The 25848-nt window shown below is 71.3% G+C and carries 23 protein-coding genes; 11 read left to right on the forward strand and 12 right to left on the reverse strand.

The features are described 5' to 3' along the window. Nucleotides 1-3: 3 nt before the first annotated feature. Entirely contained in the window at nt 4-1236 is a 1233-nt protein-coding gene (fahA, locus tag MDN94_RS10535; RefSeq protein WP_482725594.1) for a fumarylacetoacetase, read from the reverse strand. 83 nt (nt 1237-1319) lie between these two features. Continuing rightward, nucleotides 1320-3371, reverse strand: a complete 2052-nt coding sequence (locus MDN94_RS10540; protein ID WP_482725595.1) for a CocE/NonD family hydrolase — start codon at nt 3369-3371, stop codon at nt 1320-1322. 207 nt (nt 3372-3578) lie between these two features. Here MDN94_RS10540 and MDN94_RS10545 point away from each other — a divergent pair, with 207 nt between their 5' ends. From MDN94_RS10545 to MDN94_RS10560, 4 genes are all read left to right on the forward strand, one after another. Continuing rightward, a complete protein-coding gene (locus MDN94_RS10545; protein WP_482725596.1) occupies nt 3579-4589 on the forward strand; it encodes a polyprenyl synthetase family protein in 1011 nt (336 codons plus the stop codon). A 163-nt stretch (nt 4590-4752) separates the two neighbouring features. Beyond that, the gene (locus MDN94_RS10550; RefSeq protein ID WP_482725597.1) at nt 4753-5988 is read left to right on the forward strand and encodes a LolA family protein; all 1236 of its coding nucleotides are present in this window, start codon (nt 4753-4755) and stop codon (nt 5986-5988) included. A 136-nt stretch (nt 5989-6124) separates the two neighbouring features. Beyond that, nucleotides 6125-7063, forward strand: a complete 939-nt coding sequence (locus tag MDN94_RS10555) for an ABC transporter ATP-binding protein (protein WP_482725598.1) — start codon at nt 6125-6127, stop codon at nt 7061-7063. Beyond that, entirely contained in the window at nt 7050-8006 is a 957-nt protein-coding gene (locus MDN94_RS10560; RefSeq protein WP_482725599.1) for an ABC transporter permease, read from the forward strand. Before MDN94_RS10555 ends, MDN94_RS10560 begins: the two co-directional genes overlap by 14 nt. Before the next feature lie 102 nt (nt 8007-8108). Here the strand turns inward: MDN94_RS10560 and MDN94_RS10565 are convergent, their stop codons facing one another. Next, nucleotides 8109-9425, reverse strand: coding sequence for a M28 family metallopeptidase (locus MDN94_RS10565; RefSeq protein ID WP_482725600.1), 1317 nt, complete (start codon nt 9423-9425; stop codon nt 8109-8111). Between the two features lie 227 nt (nt 9426-9652). Further along, nucleotides 9653-10102 carry a VOC family protein gene (locus tag MDN94_RS10570; protein ID WP_482725601.1) on the reverse strand — a complete coding sequence of 150 codons (450 nt, stop codon included), beginning with the start codon at nt 10100-10102 and terminating at the stop codon, nt 9653-9655. A gap of 22 nt (nt 10103-10124) precedes the next feature. Here MDN94_RS10570 and MDN94_RS10575 point away from each other — a divergent pair, with 22 nt between their 5' ends. After that, nucleotides 10125-10736 (forward strand): CGNR zinc finger domain-containing protein, encoded by a 612-nt coding sequence (locus MDN94_RS10575; RefSeq protein ID WP_482725602.1) that lies wholly within the window; start codon nt 10125-10127, stop codon nt 10734-10736. 88 nt (nt 10737-10824) lie between these two features. After that, nucleotides 10825-11178, forward strand: coding sequence for a DUF6401 family natural product biosynthesis protein (locus tag MDN94_RS10580; RefSeq protein WP_482725603.1), 354 nt, complete (start codon nt 10825-10827; stop codon nt 11176-11178). A 298-nt stretch (nt 11179-11476) separates the two neighbouring features. On the opposite strand, the gene MDN94_RS10585 is transcribed toward MDN94_RS10580, so the two are convergent. The 3 genes from MDN94_RS10585 to MDN94_RS10595 all read right to left on the reverse strand — a co-directional run bounded on the left by MDN94_RS10585 (nt 11477) and on the right by MDN94_RS10595 (nt 14550). Beyond that, entirely contained in the window at nt 11477-12388 is a 912-nt protein-coding gene (locus tag MDN94_RS10585; RefSeq protein ID WP_482725604.1) for a mechanosensitive ion channel family protein, read from the reverse strand. A 190-nt stretch (nt 12389-12578) separates the two neighbouring features. Then, on the reverse strand, nt 12579-13577 hold the full coding sequence (gene rarD / locus MDN94_RS10590; protein ID WP_482725605.1) for an EamA family transporter RarD: 999 nt from the start codon (nt 13575-13577) through the stop codon (nt 12579-12581). 112 nt (nt 13578-13689) lie between these two features. Continuing rightward, nucleotides 13690-14550, reverse strand: coding sequence for an SDR family oxidoreductase (locus MDN94_RS10595; protein WP_482725606.1), 861 nt, complete (start codon nt 14548-14550; stop codon nt 13690-13692). A gap of 95 nt (nt 14551-14645) precedes the next feature. Between MDN94_RS10595 and MDN94_RS10600 the strand changes: the two genes are divergently transcribed. After that, complete coding sequence (locus MDN94_RS10600) at nt 14646-15047, forward strand: winged helix-turn-helix transcriptional regulator (protein WP_482725607.1); 402 nt, start codon at nt 14646-14648, stop codon at nt 15045-15047. 12 nt (nt 15048-15059) lie between these two features. On the opposite strand, the gene MDN94_RS10605 is transcribed toward MDN94_RS10600, so the two are convergent. The 5 genes from MDN94_RS10605 to MDN94_RS10625 all read right to left on the reverse strand — a co-directional run bounded on the left by MDN94_RS10605 (nt 15060) and on the right by MDN94_RS10625 (nt 22199). Continuing rightward, nucleotides 15060-16109: a 2-oxoacid:ferredoxin oxidoreductase subunit beta gene (locus MDN94_RS10605; protein WP_482725608.1), complete on the reverse strand. Its 1050-nt coding sequence runs from the start codon at nt 16107-16109 to the stop codon at nt 15060-15062. Further along, the gene (locus MDN94_RS10610) at nt 16102-18048 is read right to left on the reverse strand and encodes a 2-oxoacid:acceptor oxidoreductase subunit alpha (RefSeq protein ID WP_482725609.1); all 1947 of its coding nucleotides are present in this window, start codon (nt 18046-18048) and stop codon (nt 16102-16104) included. The genes MDN94_RS10605 and MDN94_RS10610 overlap by 8 nt, the downstream gene beginning before the upstream one ends. A gap of 270 nt (nt 18049-18318) precedes the next feature. Beyond that, the gene (locus MDN94_RS10615) at nt 18319-18978 is read right to left on the reverse strand and encodes a response regulator (protein ID WP_482727051.1); all 660 of its coding nucleotides are present in this window, start codon (nt 18976-18978) and stop codon (nt 18319-18321) included. 226 nt (nt 18979-19204) lie between these two features. After that, nucleotides 19205-20536, reverse strand: a complete 1332-nt coding sequence (locus MDN94_RS10620; protein WP_482727052.1) for a sensor histidine kinase — start codon at nt 20534-20536, stop codon at nt 19205-19207. A 463-nt stretch (nt 20537-20999) separates the two neighbouring features. Further along, complete coding sequence (locus MDN94_RS10625) at nt 21000-22199, reverse strand: sensor histidine kinase (protein ID WP_482725610.1); 1200 nt, start codon at nt 22197-22199, stop codon at nt 21000-21002. Between the two features lie 297 nt (nt 22200-22496). Between MDN94_RS10625 and MDN94_RS10630 the strand changes: the two genes are divergently transcribed. From MDN94_RS10630 to MDN94_RS10645, 4 genes are read left to right on the forward strand one after another with little or no spacing between them, the layout of a single operon-like run. After that, a complete protein-coding gene (locus MDN94_RS10630) occupies nt 22497-22895 on the forward strand; it encodes an NADH-quinone oxidoreductase subunit A (RefSeq protein WP_482727053.1) in 399 nt (132 codons plus the stop codon). Further along, nucleotides 22886-23602 carry an NADH-quinone oxidoreductase subunit B gene (locus tag MDN94_RS10635; protein ID WP_482725611.1) on the forward strand — a complete coding sequence of 239 codons (717 nt, stop codon included), beginning with the start codon at nt 22886-22888 and terminating at the stop codon, nt 23600-23602. The genes MDN94_RS10630 and MDN94_RS10635 overlap by 10 nt, the downstream gene beginning before the upstream one ends. Continuing rightward, nucleotides 23599-24885 (forward strand): NADH-quinone oxidoreductase subunit C, encoded by a 1287-nt coding sequence (locus MDN94_RS10640; protein ID WP_482725612.1) that lies wholly within the window; start codon nt 23599-23601, stop codon nt 24883-24885. Before MDN94_RS10635 ends, MDN94_RS10640 begins: the two co-directional genes overlap by 4 nt. Continuing rightward, a complete protein-coding gene (locus MDN94_RS10645) occupies nt 24882-25847 on the forward strand; it encodes a complex I subunit 1/NuoH family protein (protein ID WP_482725613.1) in 966 nt (321 codons plus the stop codon). The genes MDN94_RS10640 and MDN94_RS10645 overlap by 4 nt, the downstream gene beginning before the upstream one ends. Nucleotide 25848: the final 1 nt, after the last annotated feature.

A 25848-nucleotide genomic window follows, 5' to 3' on the forward strand; every position in this document is an offset into this window, starting at 1 on the left:
GGGTCAGGGCGTGCGAGCGGGGACGATCCGCCCGGTGACCTCTCCGAGCCCGACCCGTACACCGTCCGGGCCCGGGGCCCAGGCAGTCAGCGTGACTACATCGCCGTCCTCGAGGAACGTCCGCTTGCCTTCCGGCAGTTCGAGAGCGTCGCGGCCGTTCCAGGTGAGCTCGAGCAGCGAACCGCGCTGGTTCACCTCGGGGCCGCTGACGGTGCCGGAGCCGTAGAGGTCGCCCGTACGAAGGGAGGCGCCGTTGGCCGTCATGTGGGCCAACTGCTGGGCGGCCGTCCAGTACATGGTGTCGAACGGCGGCTCCGCGACGACCTGGCCGTTGATCGCCACCGAGATCCGTACGTCGAAGCCGCCCGGCTCCTCCTCCGCCGAGTCGTCGAGGTAGGGCAGCAGCTCGACGTCACGGGCGGGCGGGGCGGTCCTGGCCGCGTCCAGTGCCTCCAACGGGGTCACCCAGGCGGCGACGGACGTTGCGAAGGACTTGCCGAGGAACGGGCCGAGCGGCACGTACTCCCAGGCCTGGATGTCGCGCGCCGACCAGTCGTTGAGCAGGAAGAGGCCGAAGACGTGGTCGCGGAAGTCCGCGAGGGCCACGGGCTTCCCCTGCTCCGAGGGCGTACCGACGAGGAAGCCGACCTCGGCCTCGATGTCGAGCTTCACGGAGGGCCCGTGGACGGGCGCGGGGTCGGTGGGCGCCTTGCGCTGCCCCGAGGGGCGTACGACATCGGTGCCGGAGACCACGACCGTGCCGGACCTGCCGTGGTAACCGATCGGCAAGTGCTTCCAGTTGGGCGTCAGCGGCTCGCCGTCGGGGCGGAAGATCCGGCCCACGTTGGTGGCGTGGTGCTCGCTCGCGTAGAAGTCGACGTAGTCCGCCACCTCGTACGGGAGGTGCATCGTCACGGCGTCCAAGGGGTGCAGCAGCGGCTCTATGTCGGGCCGGTGCGCCGGCACGGTGACCCATGCGGTGACGGCCCTGCGCACATCGCGCCACGTCGTGCGCCCGGCCGCCAGCAGCGGGTCGAGACTCGGCCGGGCCAGCAGTCCGGCATAGGGGGAGCCGAGCGCGTGCGCGGCGGCGCCGACGTCGAGCACGTGGTTCCCGATCCGGACACCGAGCCGCCTGCGGTCGGGTTCGCCGGCCGTGGTGAAGACGCCGTACGGAAGGTTGTGCGGGCCGAAGGGATCGCCCTCGGCGAGATCGAGCGGGCTCTGCTCGGGCATCGGTGCTTGCCTCGCTTTCCACGGATGTGGGTGACACGTTACGTGGCCGCCCCACGGTCATGGCACCGCGCCGGGCAGCCGGTTCAGTCCGCCGGCCGGGAGACGCGCTTCTCCCAGGTGCGGTGGAAGACGATCTCGTCGCCGTACCGGCACACCAGCTCGTCGGAGGTGACGAAGCCGGCCCCCTCGCGGCTGATCCCGGAGCGCGTCTCGACGCGCACGTCCCAGGCAGCCTCCGGCCGGTGCAGCCGGATCGTCCACTCGGCGCGGGCGCGGGCGGACAGCGGGTCGCCGTCTTCGATCGTGTACGTCTCGTGGCTCTCCTCCGTGTACTCCAGGCCGTCCGGGTGCACATGGGTGCCGCCGCGGTGGGGCGTCGCCGTGACGATCCAGCGGCCGGCCGGCACGTCGCGGGTGAGCAGCAGCCGCGGCTGCTGCTCGTCCAGCGTCTGCGGGACGGTGACCGGGGGCGCCGCGGAGTGCTCCGGCTCGGCGAAGCGGACGGTCTCATCCCGCTCCTGTGCCCCGGGCCGTCGCCGGACCGGGAGGTCGAGCCGGGAGCCCGCCGGGTCGAGGGTGAAGCCCCCGGGGACCGGGTGCGGCCAGATCCACGGCCAGTACGCCGAGGAGACGGCGAGCCGGATGCGGTGCCCCGGCTCGAAGACGTGGCAGGCCGCGGACAGCTCGAACGTCACGTCCTCCGCCGTGCCGCCGGGCCAGGGCACCGCGCGCTCCGGTCCGCGGCGCGCGGCGAGGTTCAGCGCCCCGCGGGTGACGAGTGTGGAGAGGCCGTCGGGGGCGACGTCGCAGAGCCGCGCCACGACGACCCCGCCCGCGGCGGCGGGGCGCAGCCGCAGGGTGACCCGGGGGCGGCCGAGCACGCTGAGGGCGTCGTCTCCGGCGGGGAACTCGAAGCACACCGACCGTGCGTCCTCCTCGCGCTGGTCCGGCGGCAGATCGCCGTCGTGGCCGACCGGCAGGAACCGCCCCGCGTCCGTCCCGGTGCGGAGCGGCGAGTCGACGACGACGGGGCCGCCGCCGAGCGCGTACGGGACGACGGTGACCTGCGGCGGCGGCCACGCGTCCGTCCCGGTCCAGTGGCCCCGCGCAGGGTCGGCCGTTGCGAGCCGGCACCGCAGCAGCGGCTCCGACAGCACGCCGGTGTCCTTGTCCTTGAGCCAGTGGTCCCACCACCGGAGCGTCTCCTGGAGGAAGCCGATCGCCGGGCCCCGTCGAGGATGCTCCTGTCCGCGATCCTCATCGGAATTCCGGTCCGGGTACTGGTGCGGCCACGGCCCGATCAGTCCGCGCACCCGGTCCGCGGGGAGTTCTCCGACCAGCCGCAGGACCGTGTCCCGATACGGCGTGTGCAGTCCGCTCACGGCCAGCACGGCGGCCCTGACCGCCGCGGTGTCGTCGCTGACGCCGGCACTGCGCCAGAACTCGTCGCGCAGCGGATGGGCCAGCCAGGTCGGGGCCGCGGGGGTGAGGGCCTCCAGCCGCGCGAGCCACATCGCGAGCCATCCGTCGCCCGTGTGGAGCGGGTCGGGCGGCCGGGCCGCGAGCGCCAGCCTGCCCGCGGCCGTCGAGTGCAGCCCCTGGGCGGCGACGGCGCCGCCGACGTAGAGGCCGTCGTTGTCGTACGGGTCGTCGCTCGCGTCCACGACCACCACCGCCCGCAGCGGTTTTGGCGCGAGCGCCGCGATCCGCAGCGCACTCCGGCCGCCCGTGCCGATTCCGAACATGCCGACCCGGCCGCTGCACCACGGCTGCCGGGACAGCCACTCGATCACCGCGACGCCGTCGGCGAGCTCGACCGCGTCGTACTCCCCGCCGGGGACGCCGCCGCTGTTCCCGTGGCCGCGTACGTCGACCCGCACGGAGGCGTAGCCGTGGCCCGCGTACCAGGGGTGGCGTTCACCGTCGCGGACGACCGTCGCGTCGGTGAGCCGGTGCGGCGCGTACTCGAGCAGCGCGGGCACGGGCTCCTCGGTGACCGGCCGCCACACCCGCGCGTACAGATCGACGGGCCCGCCGGCGTCCGCGGAGTCCTCGGGAATCCCCGGCGGTCCGGGCAGCGTGATGCGGAGATCCGTGTGGACGGTTTCGTACGGGAAGTCGGTGCGGATACGCATGGCGGGACCTCGGCGGCGCGTGAGGAGTGGCGGTCCGACGGTAACCGTCAAATGGTGCATTTCCTACCATTGAGTCCGATCGCGAACATACCGGGGGTGGCGGGAAGGCGCTCATGGTGATCGAAAGGCGACCGGATACGCTGACTTGAGTGAATCCAGCGACACATCGACAATCCGTGTGATCGTCATCAGACAGGAGATCTCCTCGTGACCGTCGTCGAGCCGTTCGGGCTGAGCGTGCGGGACCAGGCTCTTGAGGCCGATGTCCGGACCGGGTTGTCGGCCGTCGAGGCGGGCCTGCTCGATGCCACCAAGAGCGAGGTCCCGTTCATCACGGAGGCCGCCCAGCACCTGGTGCGGGCCGGCGGCAAGCGTTTCCGCCCGCTGCTCGTGATGCTGGCGTCCCAGTTCGGCGACCCGTACGCGCCGGGGATCGTGCCCTCCGCCGTGGTCGTCGAGCTCACCCATCTCGCGACGCTCTACCACGACGACGTCATGGACGAGGCGGACGTACGGCGCGGTGTGGACAGCGCGAACAGTCGCTGGGGCAACTCGGTGGCCGTCCTCACCGGCGACTTCCTCTTCGCCCGGGCCTCCCACATTCTGGCCGACCTCGGCCCGGAGGCCGTGCGCATCCAGGCGGAGGCGTTCGAGCGGCTGGTGACGGGACAGATCCTGGAGACCGCGGGGCCCCGCGACGGCCGTGACCCGGTGGACCACTACCTCGACGTCATGGCGGGCAAGACGGGCTCGCTCGTCGCCGTCTCCGTACGCTTCGGCGCGATGATGGCCGGGGCCGACGAGCGGGTCGTCGACACCCTCACCCAGTACGGCGAGCGGCTCGGTGTCGCCTTCCAGCTCGCCGACGACGTGCTCGACATCGCCTCCGACTCCCACGAGTCCGGCAAGACACCCGGCACCGATCTGCGCGAAGGGGTCCCCACGCTGCCGGTCCTGCGGCTGCGCGCCATGGCGGACGCCGACGGCCGGCCGGAGGATCTCGAGCTCGTGGCGCTCCTCGAGAGCGACCTGACCGACGACGACCGGCACGCGGAAGCACTGCGGCGGCTGCGTGAGCACCCCGCGCTCGAGCAGGCCCGCAAGGACACCGTGCGGTACGCCCAGGAGGCGCGGGCGCTGCTCGCCCCGCTGCCGGACTGCTCGGCCAAGGCCGCCCTGGAAGAGCTGTGCGACGCGGTGGTCCACCGCGCCGGTTGATCCGGTCACGCCCCGAACCCCCTACGGGACGGGTGAGTTGCCGGGGCCCCTTCTCATCCCAGAGGGGTAGAGGAAGTTGCGCCCGCGGTCTGACGCTTCCGTCCGGCCGATTTGGTCATATGGAGAGCACCACCCCTGACCAACCACGGAGGTAGGGCACACCATGGCACCGAACGACAGCACACGGACCACCGAAGAGGCCAAGGACCTCGCGGCGGGGCGTCGCAAGACGGCCCGCTACCTCGTCCCGGTCGCGGTGGCCGGTGTGGCGGCCGCGACCATCGGGCTCGTCCCGGCGCTCGCTGCCTCCGGTGACCCCGATCTGCCGAAGATCAGCGCGCAGGAACTCATCGAGAAGATGGCCGCTTCGGAGACCCAGCAGCTCTCCGGCACGGTCAAGATCAATACCGACCTCGGGCTGCCGTCCTTCGGCGGTCTCGCCGGTTCGCTCGCCGGCGCAGGCGGTCAGGGCGAGGATTCCTCCGCGGCTCCCGACGCCAAGCTGACCGAGCTCGCCACGGGCACCCACACCCTGCGCATCGCGGCCGACGGCCCCGACCGGCAGAAGGTGTCCATCCTGGAGGACTCCTCCGAGTACAGCCTCATCCACAACGGCGACGACGTGTGGGGCTACGACAGCGCCACGAACGAAGTCTTCCACGCCGAGGGTGACGGGCACCGAGAAGGCGGGCACGGCAAGGACGGCCGGACGCCGGACGGCCTGCCCACCACCCCCAAGGACCTCGCCGACGAGGTGCTGAAGGCCGCCGACGACACCACGTCCGTCACCGTCGACGGCACGTCCCAGGTCGCCGGGCGCGACGCGTACAAGCTGGTCGTCAAGCCCAAGCAGGAGGGCTCGACGGTCGGCTCGATCGTCATCGCGGTGGACGCGAAGAACGGCGTGCCGCTGAAGTTCACCCTCAACCCGAGCAGCGGTGGCAAGGCCGTGGTCGACGTGGGCTTCACCAAGGTCGACTTCTCCCGGCCGGCCGCCTCCACCTTCGACTTCACCCCGCCGAAGGGCGCCAAGGTGACCGAGGCCGACGAGCACGCGGACGGCAAGGGCACCCGCGCGCCCGAGGGTCACGAGGAGTTCAAGGGCCTCGGGGACATGGGCGGGCTCGACGTGATCGGTGAGGGCTGGACGTCCATCGCCAAGATCGAAGGGCCCGCGGGCGGCCCAGGCGACAGCGGGACGAAGAACGAGAAGGGCGATGTCCCGGCCGAGGCACAGCAGTTCCTCGACGCCCTCGGCGACAAGGTCGAAGGGAAGTTCGGCTCCGGCACGGTCTTCAAGACCCGCCTGGTCAACGCCCTGATGACCGACGACGGCACGGTCTACGTCGGTGCCGTCACCAAGGACGCCCTGGTGAAGGCCGCGAACGAGGGCAAGTAGCAGGAGGTACCGGCGGGCGGCGTACCGCCGCCGTACGGAACACCAGCAGGCATCACCCCGGCCGTCCGCCCCGTCGTACGCACCGTGCGGCGGGGCGGACGGCCGACCGGGCGGACACGGACGAACGGGAGAGTCGATGACCGCCGTCATCGAGACACGCGGGCTCACCAAGCGCTACCGGGGCGGCCGGCCGGCGGTCGACCGGCTCGATCTCAGCGTGCCGGCAGGCAGCGTCTTCGGTTTCCTCGGGCCCAACGGCTCGGGAAAGACCACCACGATCCGCATGCTCATGGGCCTCATCGGGCCCACTGCCGGCACTGCCACGGTCCTCGGCCTGCCCATGCCCCGCTCGGCCGGCTCGGTGCTTCCGCACGTCGGCGCACTGATCGAGGGCCCGGCGCTGTACGGGTTCCTCAGCGGCCGGGACAACCTGCTGCGCTACGACTCGGCCGATCCGGCCGCCGATCCCCGTACCCGCGAGGCACGGGTGGCGTCCGCGCTGGGCCGCGTGGGGCTGACCCAGGCGTCCGGCAAGAAGGCAAAGGCCTACTCCCTCGGCATGAAGCAGCGCCTGGGCCTGGCCGCGGCGCTGCTCCGGCCGCGGAAGCTGCTGGTGCTGGACGAGCCGACGAACGGCCTGGATCCGCAGGGCATGCGGGAGATCCGCACCCTGGTGAGGGAACTGGCCGCGGACGGCACCACCGTCTTCCTCTCCTCGCACCTGCTGGACGAGATCGAGCAGGTCTGCACCCACGCGGCGGTGATGGCCCAGGGACGCCTGATCACCCAGGGACCGGTGGCGGAGCTCGCGGCAGGGGCCAGAGGACGGCTCGCCGTCCTCACGCCGGACCCGGCGGAGGCGGCGCGGATCCTCACGGAACACGGCATCGCCGGTGTGGTCCGGGAGGGAGAGCGCGTGACGGCGGAAGGGCCGGCGGACGAGGCGGAACTGGCCGGGCTCAACGCCGCACTGGTCCACGGCGGTGTGCGGGTACGGGGTTTCGGGGTGGAACGCGCCTCTCTGGAGGACGCGTTCGTGGCACTGACCGGGGAGGGCTTCGATGTCGCAGGCTGAGACCGCCGAGACGGTGGAGAAGGCCGAGCCGCCGGAGAGCCCGGCCGCCGCGCCGCCGGGCTCTCCGGCGGCCCGTCCCTTCCGTCCACCCCGCCTGTTCCTCCGGCCGGGCCTGTTCCGTTCCGAGCTGAAGCTCACCTTCGGCCGCTGGCGCAGCCTGGCCCTGCTGGGGGTGCTGGCCGCCGTGCCGGTGCTCATCGGCGTCGCCGTGAAGATCGAGACGAGCGACGGCGGCGCGGTGGGCGGCGGTGGCGCTCCCGACGGAGGCGCCGGGGTCGCCTTCGTCTCCCAGATCACCAACAACGGGCTGTTCCTGGTCTTCGCGGCCCTGGCGGCGACCCTGCCGTTCTTCCTGCCGATGGCGGTCGGGGTCGTCGCCGGAGACGCGGTCGCGGGCGAGGCGAGCGCCGGCACCCTGCGGTACCTGCTGGTGGCGCCCGCCGGACGGGCCCGGCTGCTGCTCGTCAAGTTCGCCGCCGTGATGGCCTTCTGTCTGGCGGCCACGCTGACGGTGGCTCTGTCGGCGCTCGCTGTGGGGCTGTTGCTCTTCCCGGTCGGCGACGTCACGACCATCTCGGGCGTTCCCGTCCCGTTCGCGGAGGGACTGTGGCGGGCCGTGCTGATCGCGGCGGTCGTCGCGGGATCGCTGGTGGGACTGGCAGCGATCGGCCTGTTCGTGTCGACGCTGACGAGCAGCGGCATCTCGGCGATGGCGACCACGGTGGGGCTGCTGATCACCGTTCAGATCCTTCAGTCGGTCCCGCAACTGGACGCCGTCCACCCGTATCTCTTCACGCACCACTGGATGTCCTTCGCGGACCTGATGCGCGAACCGTTCCTGTGGGACGGGGTGCTGCGCAACCTGGGCCTTCAGGCCGCGTACGCGGCGGTGTTCGGCTCGGCGGCGTGGGCCCGTTTCACCTCTAGGGACATCACGTCCTGAGCCCGGCACGCGCCGGACGTACGACGACCGCATGCGCGTGCCCGGGAAGCCGGAGGCACGCGCATGCGGCAGGTCGCTGGTGACGGCCCGCCGACGGCGGGGTCAGAAGGTCAGTTTCCAGCTGTCGATGTACCCGGTGTCGTAGCGCGCGACGTCCTGTACGCGCAGTTTCCAGTCGCCGTTGGCCGCCTCGGTGGACGCGTCCACGGTGTAGGTGGTGATGACGTTGTCCGCGGAGTCGCTGCCGCTCGAGTTCTTCAACCGGTAGGCCGTGCCGTCGGGTGCCACCAGGTCCACGACCAGGTCGCCGCGCCAGGTGTGCTTGATGTCCACGCCGACCTTGAGCGCGGCGGGCGCGTTGCCGGTGCGGCCGGTGACGGACACGGTGGACGTGACGGCGGCGCCGGCGTCAGGGACGGCGACGTCGGTGGTGTTCTCGTACAGCTCGCCGGGAGGCTCCGTCGTTCCCGCGGACAGCGTCCACAGCGCGTGGGCGACCGCGTCGCTGTTGCGGTCCAGTGCGGTGTCGTTGATGTTCGACAGGGAGTCGCACGAGGAGTGGTAGCAGCGGTCGAAGGCCTGACCGGCCGTGCCGCCCCACTTCTGGGCCTGGGCGCTGGTCTTCGTGCGGCTCGCGCCGGTGAACAGTCCGCCGACCGGTATGCCCACGTTCTTGAACGACGCGTGGTCCGAGCGGCCGTCGCCCTCGGTCTCGATCTCGGTGGGGACTCCGAGACCCGCGAAATAGCTCTTGAAGGTCTGCTCGATCGTCGGGTCGTCGTCGTAGACGAAGTAGCCAGGGTTCGGGGAGCCGATCATGTCGAAGTTCAGATAGCCGGAGATCTTCGAACGCTCCGTCGACGGAAGGCTGTTGACGTAGTGCTTCGAGCCGACCAGCCCCAGCTCCTCCGCTCCCCACCAGCCGAAGCGCAGATGCTTCGCGGGCTGGAGCTGGGCGCGGGAGACGGCGAGCGCGGCTTCCAACACGGCAGCGGAACCGGAGCCGTTGTCGTTGATGCCGGCGCCGGAGCTGACGGAGTCGAGGTGCGCGCCGGCCATCACAGTGCGGTTGACGTCACCGCCGGGCCAGTCGGCTATCAGGTTGTAGCCCGTGGTGCCGTTGTAGCTGAACTGCTGGACGGAGGTGGTGAATCCGGCAGCGTCCAGTTGGGCCTTCACATAGTCGACGGAGGCCTTGTAGCCGGCCCGGCCATGGGCCCGGTTGCCGCCGTTCTCGGTGGCGATCGTCTGGAGGCGGTTCAGGTGCGCCTTGACGTTGGCGAGCGGTATGTCGGGTGCCGCGAGGGCGGACACCGTGGCCGCGGGAGCGGCGGACGCCGTGGGCGCGCCGGATGCGAGCAGCCCTGCCAGGGCGAACGCGGCGGCCACGGCGGAACATCTGGGAACGGAGAGCTTCATGTGGGGGCTCCGGATTCCGTACGGGGACAGGACGGAACGTGCGTGACGCCCCGGGGTTGGCGGTCCCCGGGGCGCTGGAGCGTGCTTGTCGAACGCGATGCGTGTGCTTGTGCGTTGTGCGTGCTGATGTTCAGTGACGATCTGACAACGCGTCAAGGGCAGAAATCGGTCATGGCCGTTCGCTCAACGGACATGCACGGGCCCGCCCCCGGACACCTGGTGGACGGTCACTGGACGCAGAACTCGTTGCCCTCCGGGTCGCTCATCACCACCCATTGCCCGCCCTGCTCGTTCACCCGGCGCAGCACGGTCGCCCCCAGCGACTCCAGCCTCGCGGTCTCCGCCTCCATCTCCCCCGGGGCGGAGTGCAGATCGATGTGGACCCGGTTCTTCACCGTCTTCGGCTCCGGCACCCGCTGGAACAGCACACGGCGGCCGAGTCCGGCGTCGCTCACCTTGTCGCGCTCGTCGTCCGGATGCCGGACCGCGGCCAGATCGCGCCACGCGCGGCGACCGCGGGTTTCCTGGGTCGCCTCCGCCGGTGCCGCTCCCTGCGCGAGGAGCTGCTCGATGAGCGTGCTGTGGTCCTCGACCACGTAGCCGAGGGCTTGCGCCCAGAAGTCGGCCTGAGCGTGCGGATCCGTGGAGTCGATCACGAGCTTCCAATGCAGCGTCATGGAAACCAGTTATAGTGGTTACATGGTGAACAGGGCAACGGACACGCCGGGCATGCTGCTGGAGCCCCCCTCCGGCGGCGCGTTCCGCTTCGACCCGGGCGCGCTGTGCCTGGAACTGCTCACCACCGGCGGCCCCGGCAGCCTCGCGGTCTACGAGGTGCTGCACGACCCGGCCGCGCTGCTGCGCTGGGTGGCGGCCTGCCGGCTGCCAGGGGAGTTGCGCCTGAGCGTGGACGACGCGGGGGTGGCCGCCGCCCGCACCCTGCGGAACGCCGTGTGGGGCATGGCCGCCGCGACGGCGCACGGCGACGACATGGACCCTGCCGACGTGTCCGTGGTCAACGCGGCGGCCGCGGCCCCCGCGCTCGTGCCCCGTATCGGCGCGGACGGATCGAGACAGTGGTCGCCGGACGCGACGGCCGGGCAGTTGCTCTCCACCGTGGCCCGGGACGCCGTGGACCTTTTCACCGGTCCCTACGCGCACCGGGTCCGTGAGTGCGGATCGCACGACTGCCGGCTGGTCTTCGTCGACACCTCACGGCCGGGACGCCGCCGTTGGTGCGCGATGGAGCGTTGCGGCAACCGCAACAAGGTGCGGGCACACCGCGCCCGCCACTCGGAGGAAGACCGATGAACGCCGGCCGCCGCGGCGGTCGGCCCGAGGGGCGTCCTGGGACCGATGTCACGTCTTTGGGCGACCGCTCTGCGTCTAACGTGTAGGGATGGACGCTCTGCCCCACAGCGGGCCGCCCGGCTGCCCGCTGGTCGGCGTTGCCGCCGCATACATGCCCCGGCTCTCGGAGTTCTCCTTCGAACCGGGGCTTGTCGCTGCTGTCGACCAGCACGCGGCGGCGGTGCGAGACGCCCTGGTGCCGCTGGTCCCCGGCCCCCGGGGGGCGCCCCGCGAGGAGTCGGCCGGCATGGTGCGGCGGGATGATCTCGCGGACTACGTCCTGGGGTTCACCGACTGGCTGGCGGAGATCGACTGGTCGGAACCGGTCGGCTACGACTTCGCGACGCTGCGGCTCACCGCCGTCTGCTGGCTGATCCGTGAGCACGACCTGCTGGCCGGCTGATCCGCTCGCGGATCCCCTGGTCAGCTGATTCCCCGAGCGCGACGTGCCGGGCCACGAGATGAGCACGACCGGCCGAGCCGTGTGCGGCGGGTCGGACCTGCCGGGGGCTGAGCCGCGGGCAGGCCAGGCGGCCGGCCGCGAGCCTGCCGGCCGTCAGCGGCGGCCGGACCTGCCGGGCGCTGGTCCCGGAGCCGGTCTGGTGGGCCTGGATTCGTGAGCGTGACCCGCCGGGACGTGCCGCGGGCGCTTCCTCGCGGCGGTGGCCGTCGAGGAAGCGCCCGGGTTCGTCCCGCGCCCGTCACATGGGGTCGCGGCCGTTGCCCAGCGGCGGCAGCGGACCGGAGTCCGGGCCGCGGCCCCGGTCGCGCCGCTGCTCCGGGCCGGGCTCCCGCCCGAAGTCGGGACCCTTGCCCTGGCGGCCCGCCTCCTGGCCGCCCATGCCCGGTCGCGCCGCCTGCCGCTCGCCCGCGGGCTGGCCCGCGGCGGCGTCCGCCCGACCGCGCTGGTAAGCGCTGATGGTGTCCTTGGCGCGGCCCGACTCGGCCTCCGCCGTCGCGAGCCACCGCTCCCAGCGCTGCCGCATCGGATCGATGAGGCCGCCGCCGACGCCGACGATCAGGATGCCCGCCATCGCGGCGAGCGCAGCCCAGAGCACCGGACCGGTGACGGAGGTCGCGATCTGGGCCTGGCTGAGCGCGGCGATCACCCCGAGCGACACGATGAATGCCCAGGCGATCGTGCCGAGCGTCCGACCGTAGGCGGTGCCGGACAGGGCGCCCTGGACGATGTCGCGGACGGCACGCGCGATGGCCATGGCCACGACGACGATGACACAGGCGACGATTGCCTTCGGGATCCAGGAAACCGCCCCGTTGATCATGTTGCTGATCGGGTTCGGTCCGAACACCCCGAAAGCCAGTTGCAGGGCGACCAGCAGGATTGCGTAGTAGAGGATCTTGCTGAGGATCCCTGTGGCGTCGTAGTTCGAGTTCCTGAGGGTGTTCGAGAGGCCGCTGCGTTCCGACATCCGCTCGAAGCCGACCCTGCGCAGCAGTTTGTCGGCCACCTTGGCCATCGCCTTGGCGATGAACCAGCCGACGACCAGGATCGCCAGAAAAGCGATGAACTTCGGGATGAACTCGGCCACGGCGGACCACGCGTCGCTGAAGCCTTGGCCGAAGTCGACCGATAGCGCGAGGGGTTGCTGCATGGCGCACTCACTCCGCTCTGTGGACTACCGCGGTCCGTCCGACCGGGGCCTGAACTTCCGGTGGTAGCACCGGTCGGCAGGTCCCGGCCTGCGCCGGGAGCGGGAGCTGAGCCGTTCGAGTGGTTATTGGCCCCTGGTGGGCGTGGCCCGGCCGCATGACGGGATCGGGGCGTGTAAAGCGCTGTCCGTATCAGGAGGCGGGACCGTCCGCGGCGCGGGCCGCGGCCGCGCCGGCATGTCCGGTGGTGACGGGCGCCGCGCCGGAGGCGGCCGCCTGCGCCGCCAGCCGCAGGGCTTCGGCCTTGTTGCGGCGCGCGGTGCGCAGCGCGTCCCAGGTCAGGCAGGTCAGGGCCAGCCACACCAGGGCGAAGCCCGCCCAGCGCTCCGCCGGCATCGCCTCGTGGAAGTAGAGGATGCCCAGCAGGAACTGGAAGACCGGGGCCAGGTACTGGAGGAGCCCCAGCGTGGAGAGGGGGACCCGGATCGCCGCGGCGCCGAAGCAGACCAGCGGTACGGCCGTCACCAGCCCGGTCGCGGCGAGCAGCGCCGCGTGCCCGGCGCCGTGGAGGCCGAAGGTCGCGGAGCCGTCCGTGCCCAGCCAGACGAGGAACGCCATCGCCGGCAGGAACTGGACGGCGGTCTCGGCGGCCAGTGACTCCAGCCCGCCGATGTTGACCTTCTTCTTCACGAGTCCGTACGTGGCGAAGGAGAAGGCGAGTGTCAGCGAGATCCATGGCGGCTGCCCGTAGCCGATGGCCAGGACCAGCACCGCGGCGAGGCCGATGCCGACCGCGGCCCACTGTGCGGGGCGGAGCCGTTCCTTCAGGAGCAGCACGCCCATGGCGATGGTGACCAGCGGGTTGATGAAGTAGCCGAGCGAGGCCTCGACGACATGGCCCGAGTTCACGGACCAGATGTAGAGGCCCCAGTTGACCGTGATCACCGCGGCGGCGAGGGCGATGAGCCCCAGCTTGCGCGGCTCCCGGACCAGTTCGCGTATCCAGCCCCACCGCCGGAGGGCCAGGAGGGCGATGCCCACGACGGCGAGGGACCAGACCATCCGGTGGGCGAGGATCTCCATGGCGCCGGACGGCTTGAGCAGTGGCCAGAAGAGCGGGACCAGGCCCCACATCCCGTAGGCACCGATCCCGTACAGCAGTCCTGCCCGCTGTTCCTTGTCCGACTTCACTGACCCTCCCGCCGTGCGCGCGTCCCTCGAAGAAGGTACGCCCGGCAGGGGCGGATGTCATGCGCGTATCGCCATACGGTCATGACGGATCTTGGTGAGGGGGTCGGTCCGATCAGACGCCGGTCAGTGCCGCCGAGACCGTGTCGGCAAGCGGAGTGGTGGGTCGTCCGGCGAGCCGGGACAGGTCGCCGGTGGTCCGTGCCAGAAGGCCGCGCGCGATGGCGGCGTCGACGTCGACGAGGATGCGGGCGAACGGCTCCGGCACCCCGGCCCCGGTGAGAATCGACAGATGGGTCTCGGCCGGCACCTCGTTGTAGGTGATGGTGCGGCCGGTCTGCCGGGACAGTTCGGCCGCGTAATCGGTCAGTGACCATGCCGTGTCACCGCTCAGCTCGTACGCCCGGCCCAGGTGTCCGTCGCCGGTCAGCACGGCCGCGGCGGCGGCCGCGTAGTCGGCGCGCGTGGCGGAGGCGATCCGGCCGTCGCCGGCGCTGCCGACGACCGCCCCGTGCTCCAGGACCGAGGAGAGGGCGGCGGTGTAGTTCTCCGTGTACCAGCCGTTGCGCAGGAAGGTGTACGGGACGCCGGAGTCGAGGATCAGCTGCTCGGTCGCCCGGTGCTCGGCGGCCAGGTCGAAGTCCGCGTCGGGCCCGCCGAGGACGCCGGTGTACGCGAGCTGGGCGACGCCGGCCGCCTTCGCCGCCTCGATCACCGCGGTGTGCTGCGGCACCCGGCGCCCCACGTCGCTGCCGGAGACGAGCAGGACGCGATCGCCGGGGCGGAAAGCCCCGTCGAGGGTGGCCGGCTGGTCGTAGTCGGCGACGCGCAGCTCGACCCCGCGGTCGGCGAGGTCCGCGCCTTTCTCCTTGTCGCGGACGACGGCGGCGACCCGGTCCGCGGGGACTGTGGCGAGCAGTTCTTCGACGACGAGACGGCCGAGGGCTCCGGTGGCACCGGTCACGACGATGTTCATGCGGGGTTTCTCCGTTTCACGGGGGCGTGCTCCGGATCGACCCTAGGGAACCCACTAACTATTCGTAAGTACCCACTTTGAAGTAAGGTACTGATATGGCTGTAAGTGATGACCGGCTCCGCGTCCCCGATGTGAACCGCGAGATGTGCCCGTCCCGGCTGATCCTCGAGCACGTCACCAGCCGGTGGGGAGTCCTCGTGCTGGCCGCGCTGCTGGAGCGCTCGTACCGCTTCAGCGAACTGCGCAGGCAGATCGGCGGGGTCAGCGAGAAGATGCTCGCCCAGACCCTCCAGACCCTCGAGCGCGACGGCTTCGTGCACCGGGACGCCAAGCCCGTCATCCCGCCCCGCGTGGACTATTCGCTCACCCCGCTCGGCAAGGAGGCCGCCGACCAGGTGTGGGGGCTGGCCCGCTGGAGCGAGCGGCGGGTGACGGACGTGGAGGCGGCGCGCGTCTCGTACGACGACGAGAAGGCACGCGCCGCCGCCTCCCTGTGAGACCGACGGTCGTCAGCCGACGACCGTCCAGGTGTCGTTGCCGGTGAGCAGGGCGGCCAGGTCACCCTTGCCGTGCTGTTCGACGGCCGTGTCGAGCTGTTCGGCCATGAGCGTGTCGTAGACCGGGCGCCGAACACTGCGGAGCACACCGATCGGGGTGTGGTGGAGCGTGTCCGCGTCGGCGAGCCGCGAGAGCGCGAACGCCGTGGTCGGGGACGCCGCGTGCGCGTCGTGGACCAGGATGTCCGCCTCGTTCTCCGCGGTGACGGCCACCACCTCGAGGTCGCCGGTGGAACGGTTGCGGACCACGCCCTTGCCGCCCTCGGCGCCGAAACGGATCGGCTGCCCGTGCTCCAGCCGGATGACCGCCTCCTGCGCCTGCTCCTTGTCCTTGAGGACTTCGAAGGCGCCGTCGTTGAAGATGTTGCAGTTCTGGTAGATCTCGATCAGCGCCGTGCCCTGATGGTCCGCGGCCTGGCGCAGCACCTCGGTGAGGTGCTTGCGGTCGGAGTCGACGGTGCGGGCCACGAACGAGGCCTCCGCGCCGATCGCCAGCGACACCGGGTTGAACGGGGCGTCGAGGGAGCCCATCGGCGTGGACTTGGTGATCTTGCCCAGTTCCGACGTGGGGCTGTACTGGCCCTTGGTGAGCCCGTAGATCCGGTTGTTGAACAGCAGGATCTTCAGGTTGACGTTGCGGCGCAGGGCGTGGATGAGGTGGTTGCCGCCGATGGACAGCGCGTCACCGTCGCCGGTGACCACCCAGACGGACAGATCACGGCGGGACGAGGCCAGGCCGGTGGCGATGGCGGGGGCGCGGCCATGGATGGAGTGCATCCCGTAGGTGTTCATGTAGTACGGGAAACGTGACGAGCAGCCGATGCCGGAGACGAAGACGATGTTCTCCTTCGCCAGCCCCAGTTCCGGCATGAAGCCCTGCACGGCCGCGAGGACGGCGTAGTCGCCGCAGCCGGGGCACCAGCGCACTTCCTGGTCGGACTTGAAGTCCTTCATGGACTGCTTGGCCTCGGCCTTGGGTACCAGCGAGAGCGCCTCAGTCATTGATGGCCTCCTGGAGGACGTGGGCGAGCTGCTGCGCCTTGAACGGCATGCCGTTGACCTGGTTGAACGAGCGTGCGTCGACGAGGTACTTCGCCCGGACGAGGCCGGCGAGCTGGCCGAGGTTCATCTCGGGCACGACGACCTTGTCGTACTGCTTCAGCACCGTCCCGAGGTTCTTCGGGAACGGGTTGAGGTGGCGCAGATGCGCCTGGGCGATCGGGGTGCCGGTGGTGCGCAGCCGGCGCACCGCCGCCGTGATCGGCCCGTAGGTGGAGCCCCAGCCCAGGACGAGGGTGCGCGCGCCGTCGGGGTCGTCGACGTCGAGGTCGGGGACCTCGATGCCGTCGATCTTGGCCTGGCGGGTGCGGACCATGAAGTCGTGGTTGGCCGGGTCGTACGAGATGTTGCCGGTGCCGTCCTGCTTCTCGATGCCGCCGATACGGTGCTCCAGTCCCGGGGTGCCCGGCACCGCCCAGGGGCGGGCCAAGGTGTGCGGGTCGCGCTTGTAGGGCCAGAACACCTCGGTGCCGTCGGCAAGTTCGTGGTTGGGTCCGGTGGCGAACTGCACCCGCAGGTCAGGCAGCTCGTCCACCTCCGGGATGCGCCACGGCTCCGAGCCGTTGGCGAGATAGCCGTCGGAGAGCAGGAACACCGGCGTCCGGTACGTCAGCGCGATCCTGGCCGCGTCCAGCGCCGCGTCGAAGCAGTCCGCGGGCGTGCGCGGCGCGACGACAGGCACCGGTGCCTCACCGTTGCGCCCGTACATGGCCTGCAGCAGATCCGCCTGCTCCGTCTTCGTCGGCAGCCCGGTCGAGGGACCACCACGCTGGATGTCCACCACCAGCAGCGGCAGCTCGAGCGAGACCGCGAGCCCGATGGTCTCCGACTTGAGCGCCACACCGGGACCGGAGGTCGTCGTGACGGCGAGAGAGCCGCCGAACGCGGCGCCCAGCGCCGCCCCGATCCCGGCGATCTCGTCCTCGGCCTGGAAGGTGCGCACGCCGAAGTTCTTGTGCTTCGACAGCTCGTGCAGGATGTCGGAAGCGGGGGTGATCGGGTAGGAGCCCAGGTAGAGCGGCAGGTCCGCCTGCTTGCTCGCCGCGATCAGCCCGTACGACAGGGCCAGGTTCCCGGAGATGTTGCGGTACGTGCCCGTCGGGAACGCCGTGCTCGCCGGGGCCACCTCGTAGGAGACCGCGAAGTCCTCCGTGGTCTCTCCGAAGTTCCAGCCGGCCCGGAACGCCGCGATGTTCGCCTCGGCGATGTTCGGCTTCTTGGCGAACTTCTGCCGTAGGAAGCTCTCCGTACCCTCCGTGGGGCGGTGGTACATCCAGCTCAGCAGCCCGAGCGCGAACATGTTCTTGCTGCGCTCGGCCTCCTTGCGGGACAGCCCCAAGTCCTTCAGGGCCTCGATCGTCAGCGTCGTCAGCGGCACCGGATGGACGCTGTAGCCGTCGAGCGACCCGTCCTCCAGCGGCGACGTCTCGTAGCCCACCTTCGCCATGGCCCGCTTCGCGAACTCGTCGGTGTTGACGATGATCTCGCCGCCGCGCGGCACATCGGCGATGTTCGCCTTCAGGGCCGCCGGGTTCATGGCGACCAGGACGTTCGGTGCGTCACCGGGGGTGAGGATGTCGTGGTCTGCGAAGTGAAGCTGGAAGCTGGAGACGCCCGGCAGGGTGCCGGCGGGCGCCCGGATCTCGGCGGGGAAATTGGGAAGTGTGGAGAGGTCGTTGCCGAACGACGCCGTCTCCGAGGTGAACCTGTCACCCGTGAGCTGCATGCCGTCGCCGGAGTCACCCGCGAAACGGATGATCACCCGGTCCAGACGGCGGATCTCCTTTTCGCCGGCGCGCCTGCGCTGCTCACCGACGAGGGCCTCATCGGCCCCGTTGACCTCATCGGCCTGCTCGGCCGGGCTACTGACCTTGCTGGTCACTGAACTGGACCTCCCTCGAGGCGGTTCCTCGGGCCCGACCGGCCCACCGGCCGTCCCACTGGCCACCCTACGACCGTAAGGGTCGCCTTCCCCGGACCGCTCGCATGTCGGACGCCCAGTAGTGACGCCGTGACGCCCTGGTTCGTCATGCTTTCCTGCCCTCGGCCTTCCCGGAAGCCGCTCCCCCCTCATACTCCGGCCCCCGGCCTACCGCATCGCTCGAGGACCGGCAGAGCGCCGGCGGGCCGGGATCCCCCGGCCGCCGGACGGTCACGAATTGAGGTACGTCAGCACCGCCAGTACGCGCCGGTGGTCGCCCTCGCTGGGAGAGAGCCCGAGCTTCAGGAAAATGTTGCTGACATGCTTCTCCACCGCCCCGTCACTCACGACGAGCTGCTTGGCGACCGCCGAATTCGTACGGCCCTCGGCCATCAGACCCAGCACCTCACGCTCACGCGGGGTGAGACCGGCCAGCACGTCCTGCTTACGGCTGCGGCCGAGCAGCTGCGCCACGACCTCCGGGTCCAGGGCGGTACCGCCCTGCGCGACCCGCACCACGGCATCGACGAACTCTCGTACTTCCGCTACCCGGTCCTTGAGCAGGTAGCCCACTCCCCGGCTGCTCCCGGCCAGCAGTTCCGTGGCGTACTGCTCCTCCACGTACTGGGACAGGACCAGCACCCCGACCGCGGGATGGTCGCGGCGCAGCTGCACCGCCGCCCGCACACCCTCGTCGGTGTGCGTCGGGGGCATACGGACGTCCGCGACCACGACGTCCGGCAGCGCGCCCTGCGCGGCCAACTCATCGATCGTCTTGATCAGGGCCTCCGCGTCACCCACTCCGGCGACCACGTCGTGTCCCCGGTCGGTCAGCAGCCGGGTCAGGCCCTCCCGAAGCAGTACGGAATCCTCGGCGATGACCACCCGCACGCTGTCCTCCACAGTCCCGTGTCCCCCTGTTGATGTGTTTCCCACCCTGCCCGTCCCAGCATCCCAGGACCGGAGCGCCCTCGGGCCCGGCTCGCGTTTTCCCGGTCACCGCACCGGGGGACGCAGAAGTGGGGCAGGGGGTTGCCACGGCGGGGCGGGGGCGGGGCCCAGGCAGCCCCGGAGCCCCCGCCAGGGCGGGGGCTCCGGGGGAGCGGATGCTCCTGGGTCAGCCGCGCCAGGGGAGTTCCGCGGTCACCGTGGTCGGACCGCCTGTCGGGGAGTCGACCGCCAGGATGCCGTCCACGGCGCCCAGCCGTTCCGAGAGCCCGGCGAGACCGCTGCCCGCGGACAGCCCGGCGCCACCCCTGCCGTCGTCCCTGACCTGGAGCATCAGCCGGTCCTCAGAACGCCACACGTCCACCGAGGCGCGGGTTGCCCGCGCGTGCTTGCTGACGTTCTGCAGCAGCTCGGAGACGGTGAAGTAGGCGATGCCCTCTATCGCGGGCGCCGGCCGCGAGTCCAGGTCCACCTCCACCGCCACGGGGACGGCGCAGCGTGAGGCGATGGCGGAGAGCGCGGCGTCCAGACCGCGGTCCGTCAGGACCGCCGGGTGGATCCCACGGGCGAGATCCCGCAGCTCCTGGAGCGCCACCTTCACCTCGCCGTGCGCCTCGTCGACCATCCGGGCCGCGGCCTCGGGGTCCTCCGCCAGCTTCTCCTTCGCGAGGCCGAGATCCATCGCGAGCGCCACGAGCCGGGCCTGCGCGCCGTCGTGAAGATCGCGTTCGATACGACGGAGGTCGGCCGCCGCGGTGTCCACCACAACGCCACGGTCCGACTCCAGCTCCACGACACGGGTCGCGAGCCGCGACGGCCCGAGCAGCCCGGCCACCATCAGGCGGTCGACGCTCGTCAGGCCCCTCATGACCCACGGCGTCATGAGCGTGAACAGCAGGCCGACGACGCTGGTGGCGGCGATCTCCAGGGGCGTGTCGAGGTAGAAGTCGTGCGTCCCGTCCCCGTACAGCTGAAGGCCGTCGACACCGCCCCACATCGGGAAGACCCACTGCCACAGCGGGTAGAGCAGCAGCGACCAGCCGGTCACCCAAAGGGTCACGGAGACCGAGAAGCCGAAGACCGCCCAGGGGAAGTGGAGGAACGCGTAGAGCAGGTGGCGCCAGGACACGCCGCTCTTGAGGATGCCGCCGATCCACGCGGCCACGCCGTTCTTGCGTCCCCGCCCGCTGCTGAGCACCGGCTCGGGCGCCGCCACGTCCAGATCGAGCAGGGCCCGTGCGCGGGTCCGTTCCAGCGCTCCGTAACCGCGGAGGGCGGCGAGGGAGGCGGCGAACACGGGGACGCCGAGGAACGTGACGAGGAGCCCGGCGCCGAGCGACGTCATGGTCACCGCGAACACGAAGACCGCGGTCGCCAGCGGAAGGTTCAGCACGAGGTAACCGAACTCGCGCCAGGTACGGCCCTCGAAGGGCGCGCGCAGTACGGGAGGGAGGACATGGTCCCGGCGCGCCGGAGAGCCGTATCCGTGGTCCGTGGCCATCGAAGTCGTCCGATCTGCGAAGCGGGCTGTCATACCCGTAAGCCTGCTGTGGCGGCCGGTTCCGCACCATGAGGGCGGTATCCGTCTTGGGCGGGGGTTTTCCCCACCACCGGTACCGCCGACGCCGGTCCTCGCCGGCGCCGGTGGTGGGCGGCGTGGAGCCCCCATCCGACGGGCACCCGATCCTCTCCGGCACCGGTGGTGGGAGTCGGCGGGGGCGCGGAGCCGCACCACACCGCCGAACCCCGTCCTCTCGGCTCCGGCGACGGTGGGGGCGGCGCGGAGCCCAGGACGGGCCGCCGCAACCGCTGCTCGGCGGCTGTGACGGCCCGTGAGTGACCGGCAGGGGAGGGGGTCGGTGGGGATCCCTGGGACGACGCGTCCCCCGCAGGCCAGGAGCGGCCTGCCTGCGGGGGCACGACGCGGCCCGCTGCGCGGGGACGCCTCGTGTCCCCACGAAGCGTCAGCGGGTGCGCGCTCCGCGCGCCTCGCTCGCCTCCCTGACACGCCACGGCAGCTCCGCCGTGACCGTCGTCGGACCGCCCGGCGGCGAGTCCAGGACAAAGAGGCCGTCCACGGCGCCGAGCCGTTCTGCGAGACCGGCCATGCCGGTACCGCCGTCGAGCCGGGCACCGCCCTTGCCGTCGTCCATGACCTGGAGCAACAGGCGCTCCCCGGACCGCCACACGTCCACGGAGGCGCGGGTCGCGCCCGCGTGCTTGCTGACGTTCTGCAGCAGCTCGGAGACGGTGAAGTAGGCGATGCCCTCGATCGCGGCCGCCGGCCGCTCGTCCAGGTTGACGGTGACCGTCACCGGCGCCGTGCACCGGGACGCGACCGAGGAGAGCGCCGCGTCCAGGCCGCGGTCGGTCAGTACGGCGGGGTGGATACCCCGGGCCAGGTCTCGCAGTTCCTGCAGCGCGAGCTTCACCTCGCCGTGTGCCTCGTCCACCATCGCGGCCGCGGCGTCCGGGTCCTCGAGGAGCTTCTCCTTGGCAAGGCCGAGCCCCATCGCGAGCGCGACAAGCCGGGCCTGGGCGCCGTCGTGGAGGTCCCGTTCGATACGGCGCAGGTCCGCCGCGGCCGTGTCCACGACGACTCCGCGGTCCGACTCCAACTCGGCGATGCGCCGTTCCAGTTCGTCGGACGGCGACAGCAGTCCCCGCACCATCGCCCGGTCCGCGTTGGACAGCCCGCGCGCGACGAAGGGGAGCACGGGCCACAGGACGAAGAGGCCCACCACCATGACCGTGAAGGTGAGGACGCCCCACGGCAGCCGGATGAACGAGTACAGCACCGAACGCCAGGCCACCGGGTCCTTCAGACGGGACCACACGGACGCGATCACGCCCACACCGTGCGCCGGACCGGGCAGTGGGCTCGGCTCGTCGATCCGTACCCCGAGCAGCGCGCGGGCCCGTGCCCGCTCCGCCTTGCCGACGCCGCGGGCCCCCATGAGGCCGAGGGCCAGCAGAGGCAGGCCGATCACCGTCACGGAGAGCCCGGCGCCGACGCTGACCGTTACCGTCACATAGACGAACCCGAGCAGCGCGATCGGCAGGTTGGCGAGCAGATGCGCGATCTCCTTCCACGTGTGGCGGTCGTAGGCGAAGCGCGCGGGTGGCGGCCGGTCGTTGTCGGGGGCGGTGATGCTCGCGGTCATGAGCGCAAGCCTGCCGGGCCGGACCGCCGTACGCCATGGGGTACATGGGTGGGGCGAAGTAGGGATAACCCCACCCGGCGGCCGGCCAATGCGTGACACGACTGCTTACGCTCTCTTTAGCAGGGCCTAGACTCCCGTGCGTACAGATCGTGCGTAGTGATCGTCGGAGCGGTGACAAGCACAGTCGTAGCGAAGAAACGAAGCGTGCCGAAGCGTGACGTGGCGACGCAGCGACGTGGCAACGACGACGACAACGCACCGACAAGGCCGACCGGGTCAGGGAGCGAGGGGACGGACGTGTCGGAACCGACCGGAGTCGTGCTCGCGACGGAGTACTTCCGGAGCTACTCCGTCGTAGGGCTGCTCGCGCTGATCGGCGTGCTGTTCGTCGCTGTCGCGTTCACCGCGGGCCGGCTGCTGCGCCCCGTCGTGCCGACGCCCGAGAAGCTGCTGACCTACGAGTGCGGTGTCGACCCGGTGGGCGAGGGCTGGGCGCACACCCAGGTCCGCTACTACGTCTACGCCTTCCTGTACGTGATCTTCGCGGTCGACTCGATCTTCCTCTTCCCGTGGGCGACGGTGTTCGCCGCCGACGGCTACGGCGCGACGACCCTCGTGGAGATGTTCATCTTCCTCGGCTTCCTGGCCGTGGGACTGCTCTACGCATGGAAGAAGGGGGTCCTGACATGGACGTGACCCCGACCTCGAACCAGACGTCGAACCAGGCTTCGAGCCCGGTCCCCACTCCGGTCCCGGCCCCGGAGCTCTTGCCGGAGCCCCGGCGACTGGGAGCCCTCGCCCGCCTCGCCCCGGAACCGATGAAGGTGATCCTCAACTGGGGACGCCGCTACAGCCTGTGGGTCTTCAACTTCGGACTGGCCTGCTGCGCCATCGAGTTCATCGCCGCGTCGATGGCCCGGCACGACTTCATCCGGCTCGGCGTGATCCCCTTCGCGCCGGGCCCCCGCCAGGCGGACCTGATGATCGTCTCCGGCACGGTGACCGACAAGATGGCCCCCGCGGTGAAGCGCCTGTACGAGCAGATGCCCGAGCCGAAGTACGTCATCTCCTTCGGCGCCTGCTCGAACTGCGGTGGCCCGTACTGGGACTCGTACTCCGTGACGAAGGGCGTCGACCAGATCATCCCCGTCGACGTCTACGTGCCCGGCTGTCCGCCACGCCCCGAGGCGCTGCTCCAGGGCATCCTCAAGCTCCAGGAGAAGATCGCCCGCGAGTCGCTCGACGAACGCTACGGACACGGCCGGGAGAAGACCGGCGCCGGCCGTCCCTCCGCCACGGCCCTGCGGAGCGGCCTGATCACTCCGCCGCCGCCGCCTGCCGGGGCCGGGACCGGCCGGAGTGCCGGGTCCGGCGCCGAATCCGGGCCGGAGGGGGAGCGGTGAACCTGTACGACAGCCTCCCCGACGCCGTCACCGAGATCTTCGGCGAGGAGGCGACCGCCGAGCGGACCTACGAACTGCTCACCGTCGACGTCCCCGTCGGCTCCTGGATCGCTGCCCTGGAGATCGCCCGCGACAAGCTGGGCTGCACCTACTTCGACTGGCTCAGCGCCGTCGACGAGCCGGGCACCGGATTCCGGATCTGCGCGCACGTCGTCTCGCTGGAGGGCCGTACGGTCCGCCGGCTGCTGGTGCGCACGACCGTTCCGCACGGCTCCCCGTCCCTGCCGTCGGCCGTCGACGTCTACGCCGGCGCGAGCTGGCACGAGCGCGAGACGCACGAGATGTTCGGCGTCGACTTCACCGGCCATCCGCACCAGGCGCCACTGCTGCTGCCGGACGGCTTCGAGGGACATCCGTTGCGCAAGGACTTCGTGCTCGCCGCCCGGGTCGCCAAGGCCTGGCCCGGCGCCAAGGAGCCGGGGGAGTCCGAGCACGGCGGGCCGAAGCGCCGCCAGATGCTGCCGCCGGGTGTCCCGGACCCGAACGAGTGGGGCCCCCTCAAGGGCCAGCTCCCGCCCGCCCCCGCCCGACCCGCCCGCACACCCCGCGCCGGCGCGGCCGCGGCGGCCGCGGGCGAGCGTCCGCCGCGCCGCACCCGCACCGCCGGCGAGGGCTCGGCCTCGCAGGGCGAGACGCCCGCGGCGGCCCCGCGGCGGTCCCGCAGTGCGAGCGAGGGCTCGGCCTCGCAGGCCGGCACGAGGCCCACGCCGACGGCGGGGGAAACCAAGGCACACGAGCCGTCCACGGCACCGGAGGCGTCGGGCGCACCGGGCGCTACGGACGAGGCCCGGCCCACCGAACCGGCCGAGTCCACGACGCCGCCGCGCTCCCGAAGCTCCGACGCGCCGTGGCACCACGCCCGCCCTGCCTTCGAGGACACGGAGACCGGCACCGAGCCGACCGCCCGCAAGGACAGGACCCCCGAGCCCGGGGCCGTCCCTGGGGCTGGGCCCGCGCCCGAGGCGCGAGCCGAGCGCGACGCGGCACCCGAGCCCGCAGCGGCCCCCGGGCCGGAAGCAGGTCCCGAGCCCGGGGCTGGACCCGCGCGCGAGGCGCGAGCCGAACGCGACGCGGAACCCGGATCCGGAGCCGAACCTGACTCCGAACCGGACAAACCCACACCAACGTCGACACCCCCATCCACAGCCACGCCCGCGCCCGGATCCGCCGACGGACCGGACGACGACGAGGCGAACCGACCTGCCGGAGGCGACCCCGCGTGAACGACGCACTCGACGTCGCCCTCCGGCTCATCGTCGTCTTCGCCGTGTTCCTCGTCCTCCCCCTCGTCATCGGACAGACCGAGCACAAGGTGATGGCCCACATGCAGGGCCGTCTCGGCCCCATGTACGCCGGTGGGTTCCACGGCTGGGCCCAGCTCGTCGCGGACGGTGTGAAGTTCGCGCAGAAGGAGGACGTGGTGCCGGCGGAGGCGGACCGCCGCGTCTTCCAGCTCGCTCCCGCCGTGGCGCTCCTGCCTTACCTCCTCGTCCTCGTCGCGATCCCGATCGGCCCGAGCGAGGGCGCGGTCGGGATCGTCGTCGACGCCGGCATCTTCTTCGTCCTCGCCGTCATGGGCGTCGGTGTGCTCGGCTCCCTCATGGCCGGCTGGGCCTCGGCCAACAAGTTCTCCCTGCTCGGCGGCCTGCGCACCGCCGCCCAGCTGCTCGCGTACGAGCTGCCGATGCTCCTGACCGCCGCCTCCGTCGCCATGGCGGCCGGGACGGTGTCGCTGCCCGGCATCCTCAACGCCTTCGAGTGGTGGTGGCTGCCCTGGCAGATCGTGGGCGCCATCGTCTTCTTCGTCGCCGGTCTCGCCGAGCTTCAGCGGCCGCCCTTCGACATGCCCGTCGCCGACTCCGAGATCATCTTCGGCGCGTACACCGAGTACACCGGGCTTCGTTTCGCGTTGTTCCTCCTTGCCGAGTACGCGGGCATCGTCGTGCTGTGCGGGCTCACCACCGTCCTCTTCCTGGGCGGCTGGCACGGTCCGTTCGGCGCCGACGGCCTCGGCTGGGTGTGGACCCTGCTCAAGACCGCCGTGCTCGCGTTCATCGTCATCTGGCTGCGCGTGACGTATCCCCGTATGCGTGAGGACCAGTTGCAGAAGCTCGCATGGACGGTCCTCATCCCGCTCGCTCTCGCCCAGATCGCCCTCACCGGCATCGTCAAGGTGGTGATCTAGA

It is taken from the genome of Streptomyces sp. WAC00040 (assembly GCF_056835925.1).

What these genes read in the sequence shown, in the direction of transcription:
- MDN94_RS10585 (WP_482725604.1), bottom strand. Translation starts at nt 12,388, where the DNA reads ATGCAGCAACCCCTCGCGCTATCGGTCGACTTCGGCCAAGGCTTCAGC.
- MDN94_RS10540 (WP_482725595.1), bottom strand. Translation starts at nt 3,371, where the DNA reads ATGCGTATCCGCACCGACTTCCCGTACGAAACCGTCCACACGGATCTC.
- MDN94_RS10570 (WP_482725601.1), bottom strand. Translation starts at nt 10,102, where the DNA reads ATGACGCTGCATTGGAAGCTCGTGATCGACTCCACGGATCCGCACGCT.
- MDN94_RS10605 (WP_482725608.1), bottom strand. Translation starts at nt 16,109, where the DNA reads ATGACTGAGGCGCTCTCGCTGGTACCCAAGGCCGAGGCCAAGCAGTCC.
- MDN94_RS10575 (WP_482725602.1), top strand. Translation starts at nt 10,125, where the DNA reads ATGGTGAACAGGGCAACGGACACGCCGGGCATGCTGCTGGAGCCCCCC.
- MDN94_RS10580 (WP_482725603.1), top strand. Translation starts at nt 10,825, where the DNA reads ATGGACGCTCTGCCCCACAGCGGGCCGCCCGGCTGCCCGCTGGTCGGC.
- MDN94_RS10625 (WP_482725610.1), bottom strand. Translation starts at nt 22,199, where the DNA reads ATGACCGCGAGCATCACCGCCCCCGACAACGACCGGCCGCCACCCGCG.
- MDN94_RS10565 (WP_482725600.1), bottom strand. Translation starts at nt 9,425, where the DNA reads ATGAAGCTCTCCGTTCCCAGATGTTCCGCCGTGGCCGCCGCGTTCGCC.
- MDN94_RS10550 (WP_482725597.1), top strand. Translation starts at nt 4,753, where the DNA reads ATGGCACCGAACGACAGCACACGGACCACCGAAGAGGCCAAGGACCTC.
- MDN94_RS10620 (WP_482727052.1), bottom strand. Translation starts at nt 20,536, where the DNA reads ATGGCCACGGACCACGGATACGGCTCTCCGGCGCGCCGGGACCATGTC.
- MDN94_RS10595 (WP_482725606.1), bottom strand. Translation starts at nt 14,550, where the DNA reads ATGAACATCGTCGTGACCGGTGCCACCGGAGCCCTCGGCCGTCTCGTC.
- MDN94_RS10555 (WP_482725598.1), top strand. Translation starts at nt 6,125, where the DNA reads ATGACCGCCGTCATCGAGACACGCGGGCTCACCAAGCGCTACCGGGGC.
- fahA (WP_482725594.1), bottom strand. Translation starts at nt 1,236, where the DNA reads ATGCCCGAGCAGAGCCCGCTCGATCTCGCCGAGGGCGATCCCTTCGGC.
- MDN94_RS10635 (WP_482725611.1), top strand. Translation starts at nt 22,886, where the DNA reads ATGGACGTGACCCCGACCTCGAACCAGACGTCGAACCAGGCTTCGAGC.
- MDN94_RS10600 (WP_482725607.1), top strand. Translation starts at nt 14,646, where the DNA reads ATGGCTGTAAGTGATGACCGGCTCCGCGTCCCCGATGTGAACCGCGAG.
- MDN94_RS10560 (WP_482725599.1), top strand. Translation starts at nt 7,050, where the DNA reads ATGTCGCAGGCTGAGACCGCCGAGACGGTGGAGAAGGCCGAGCCGCCG.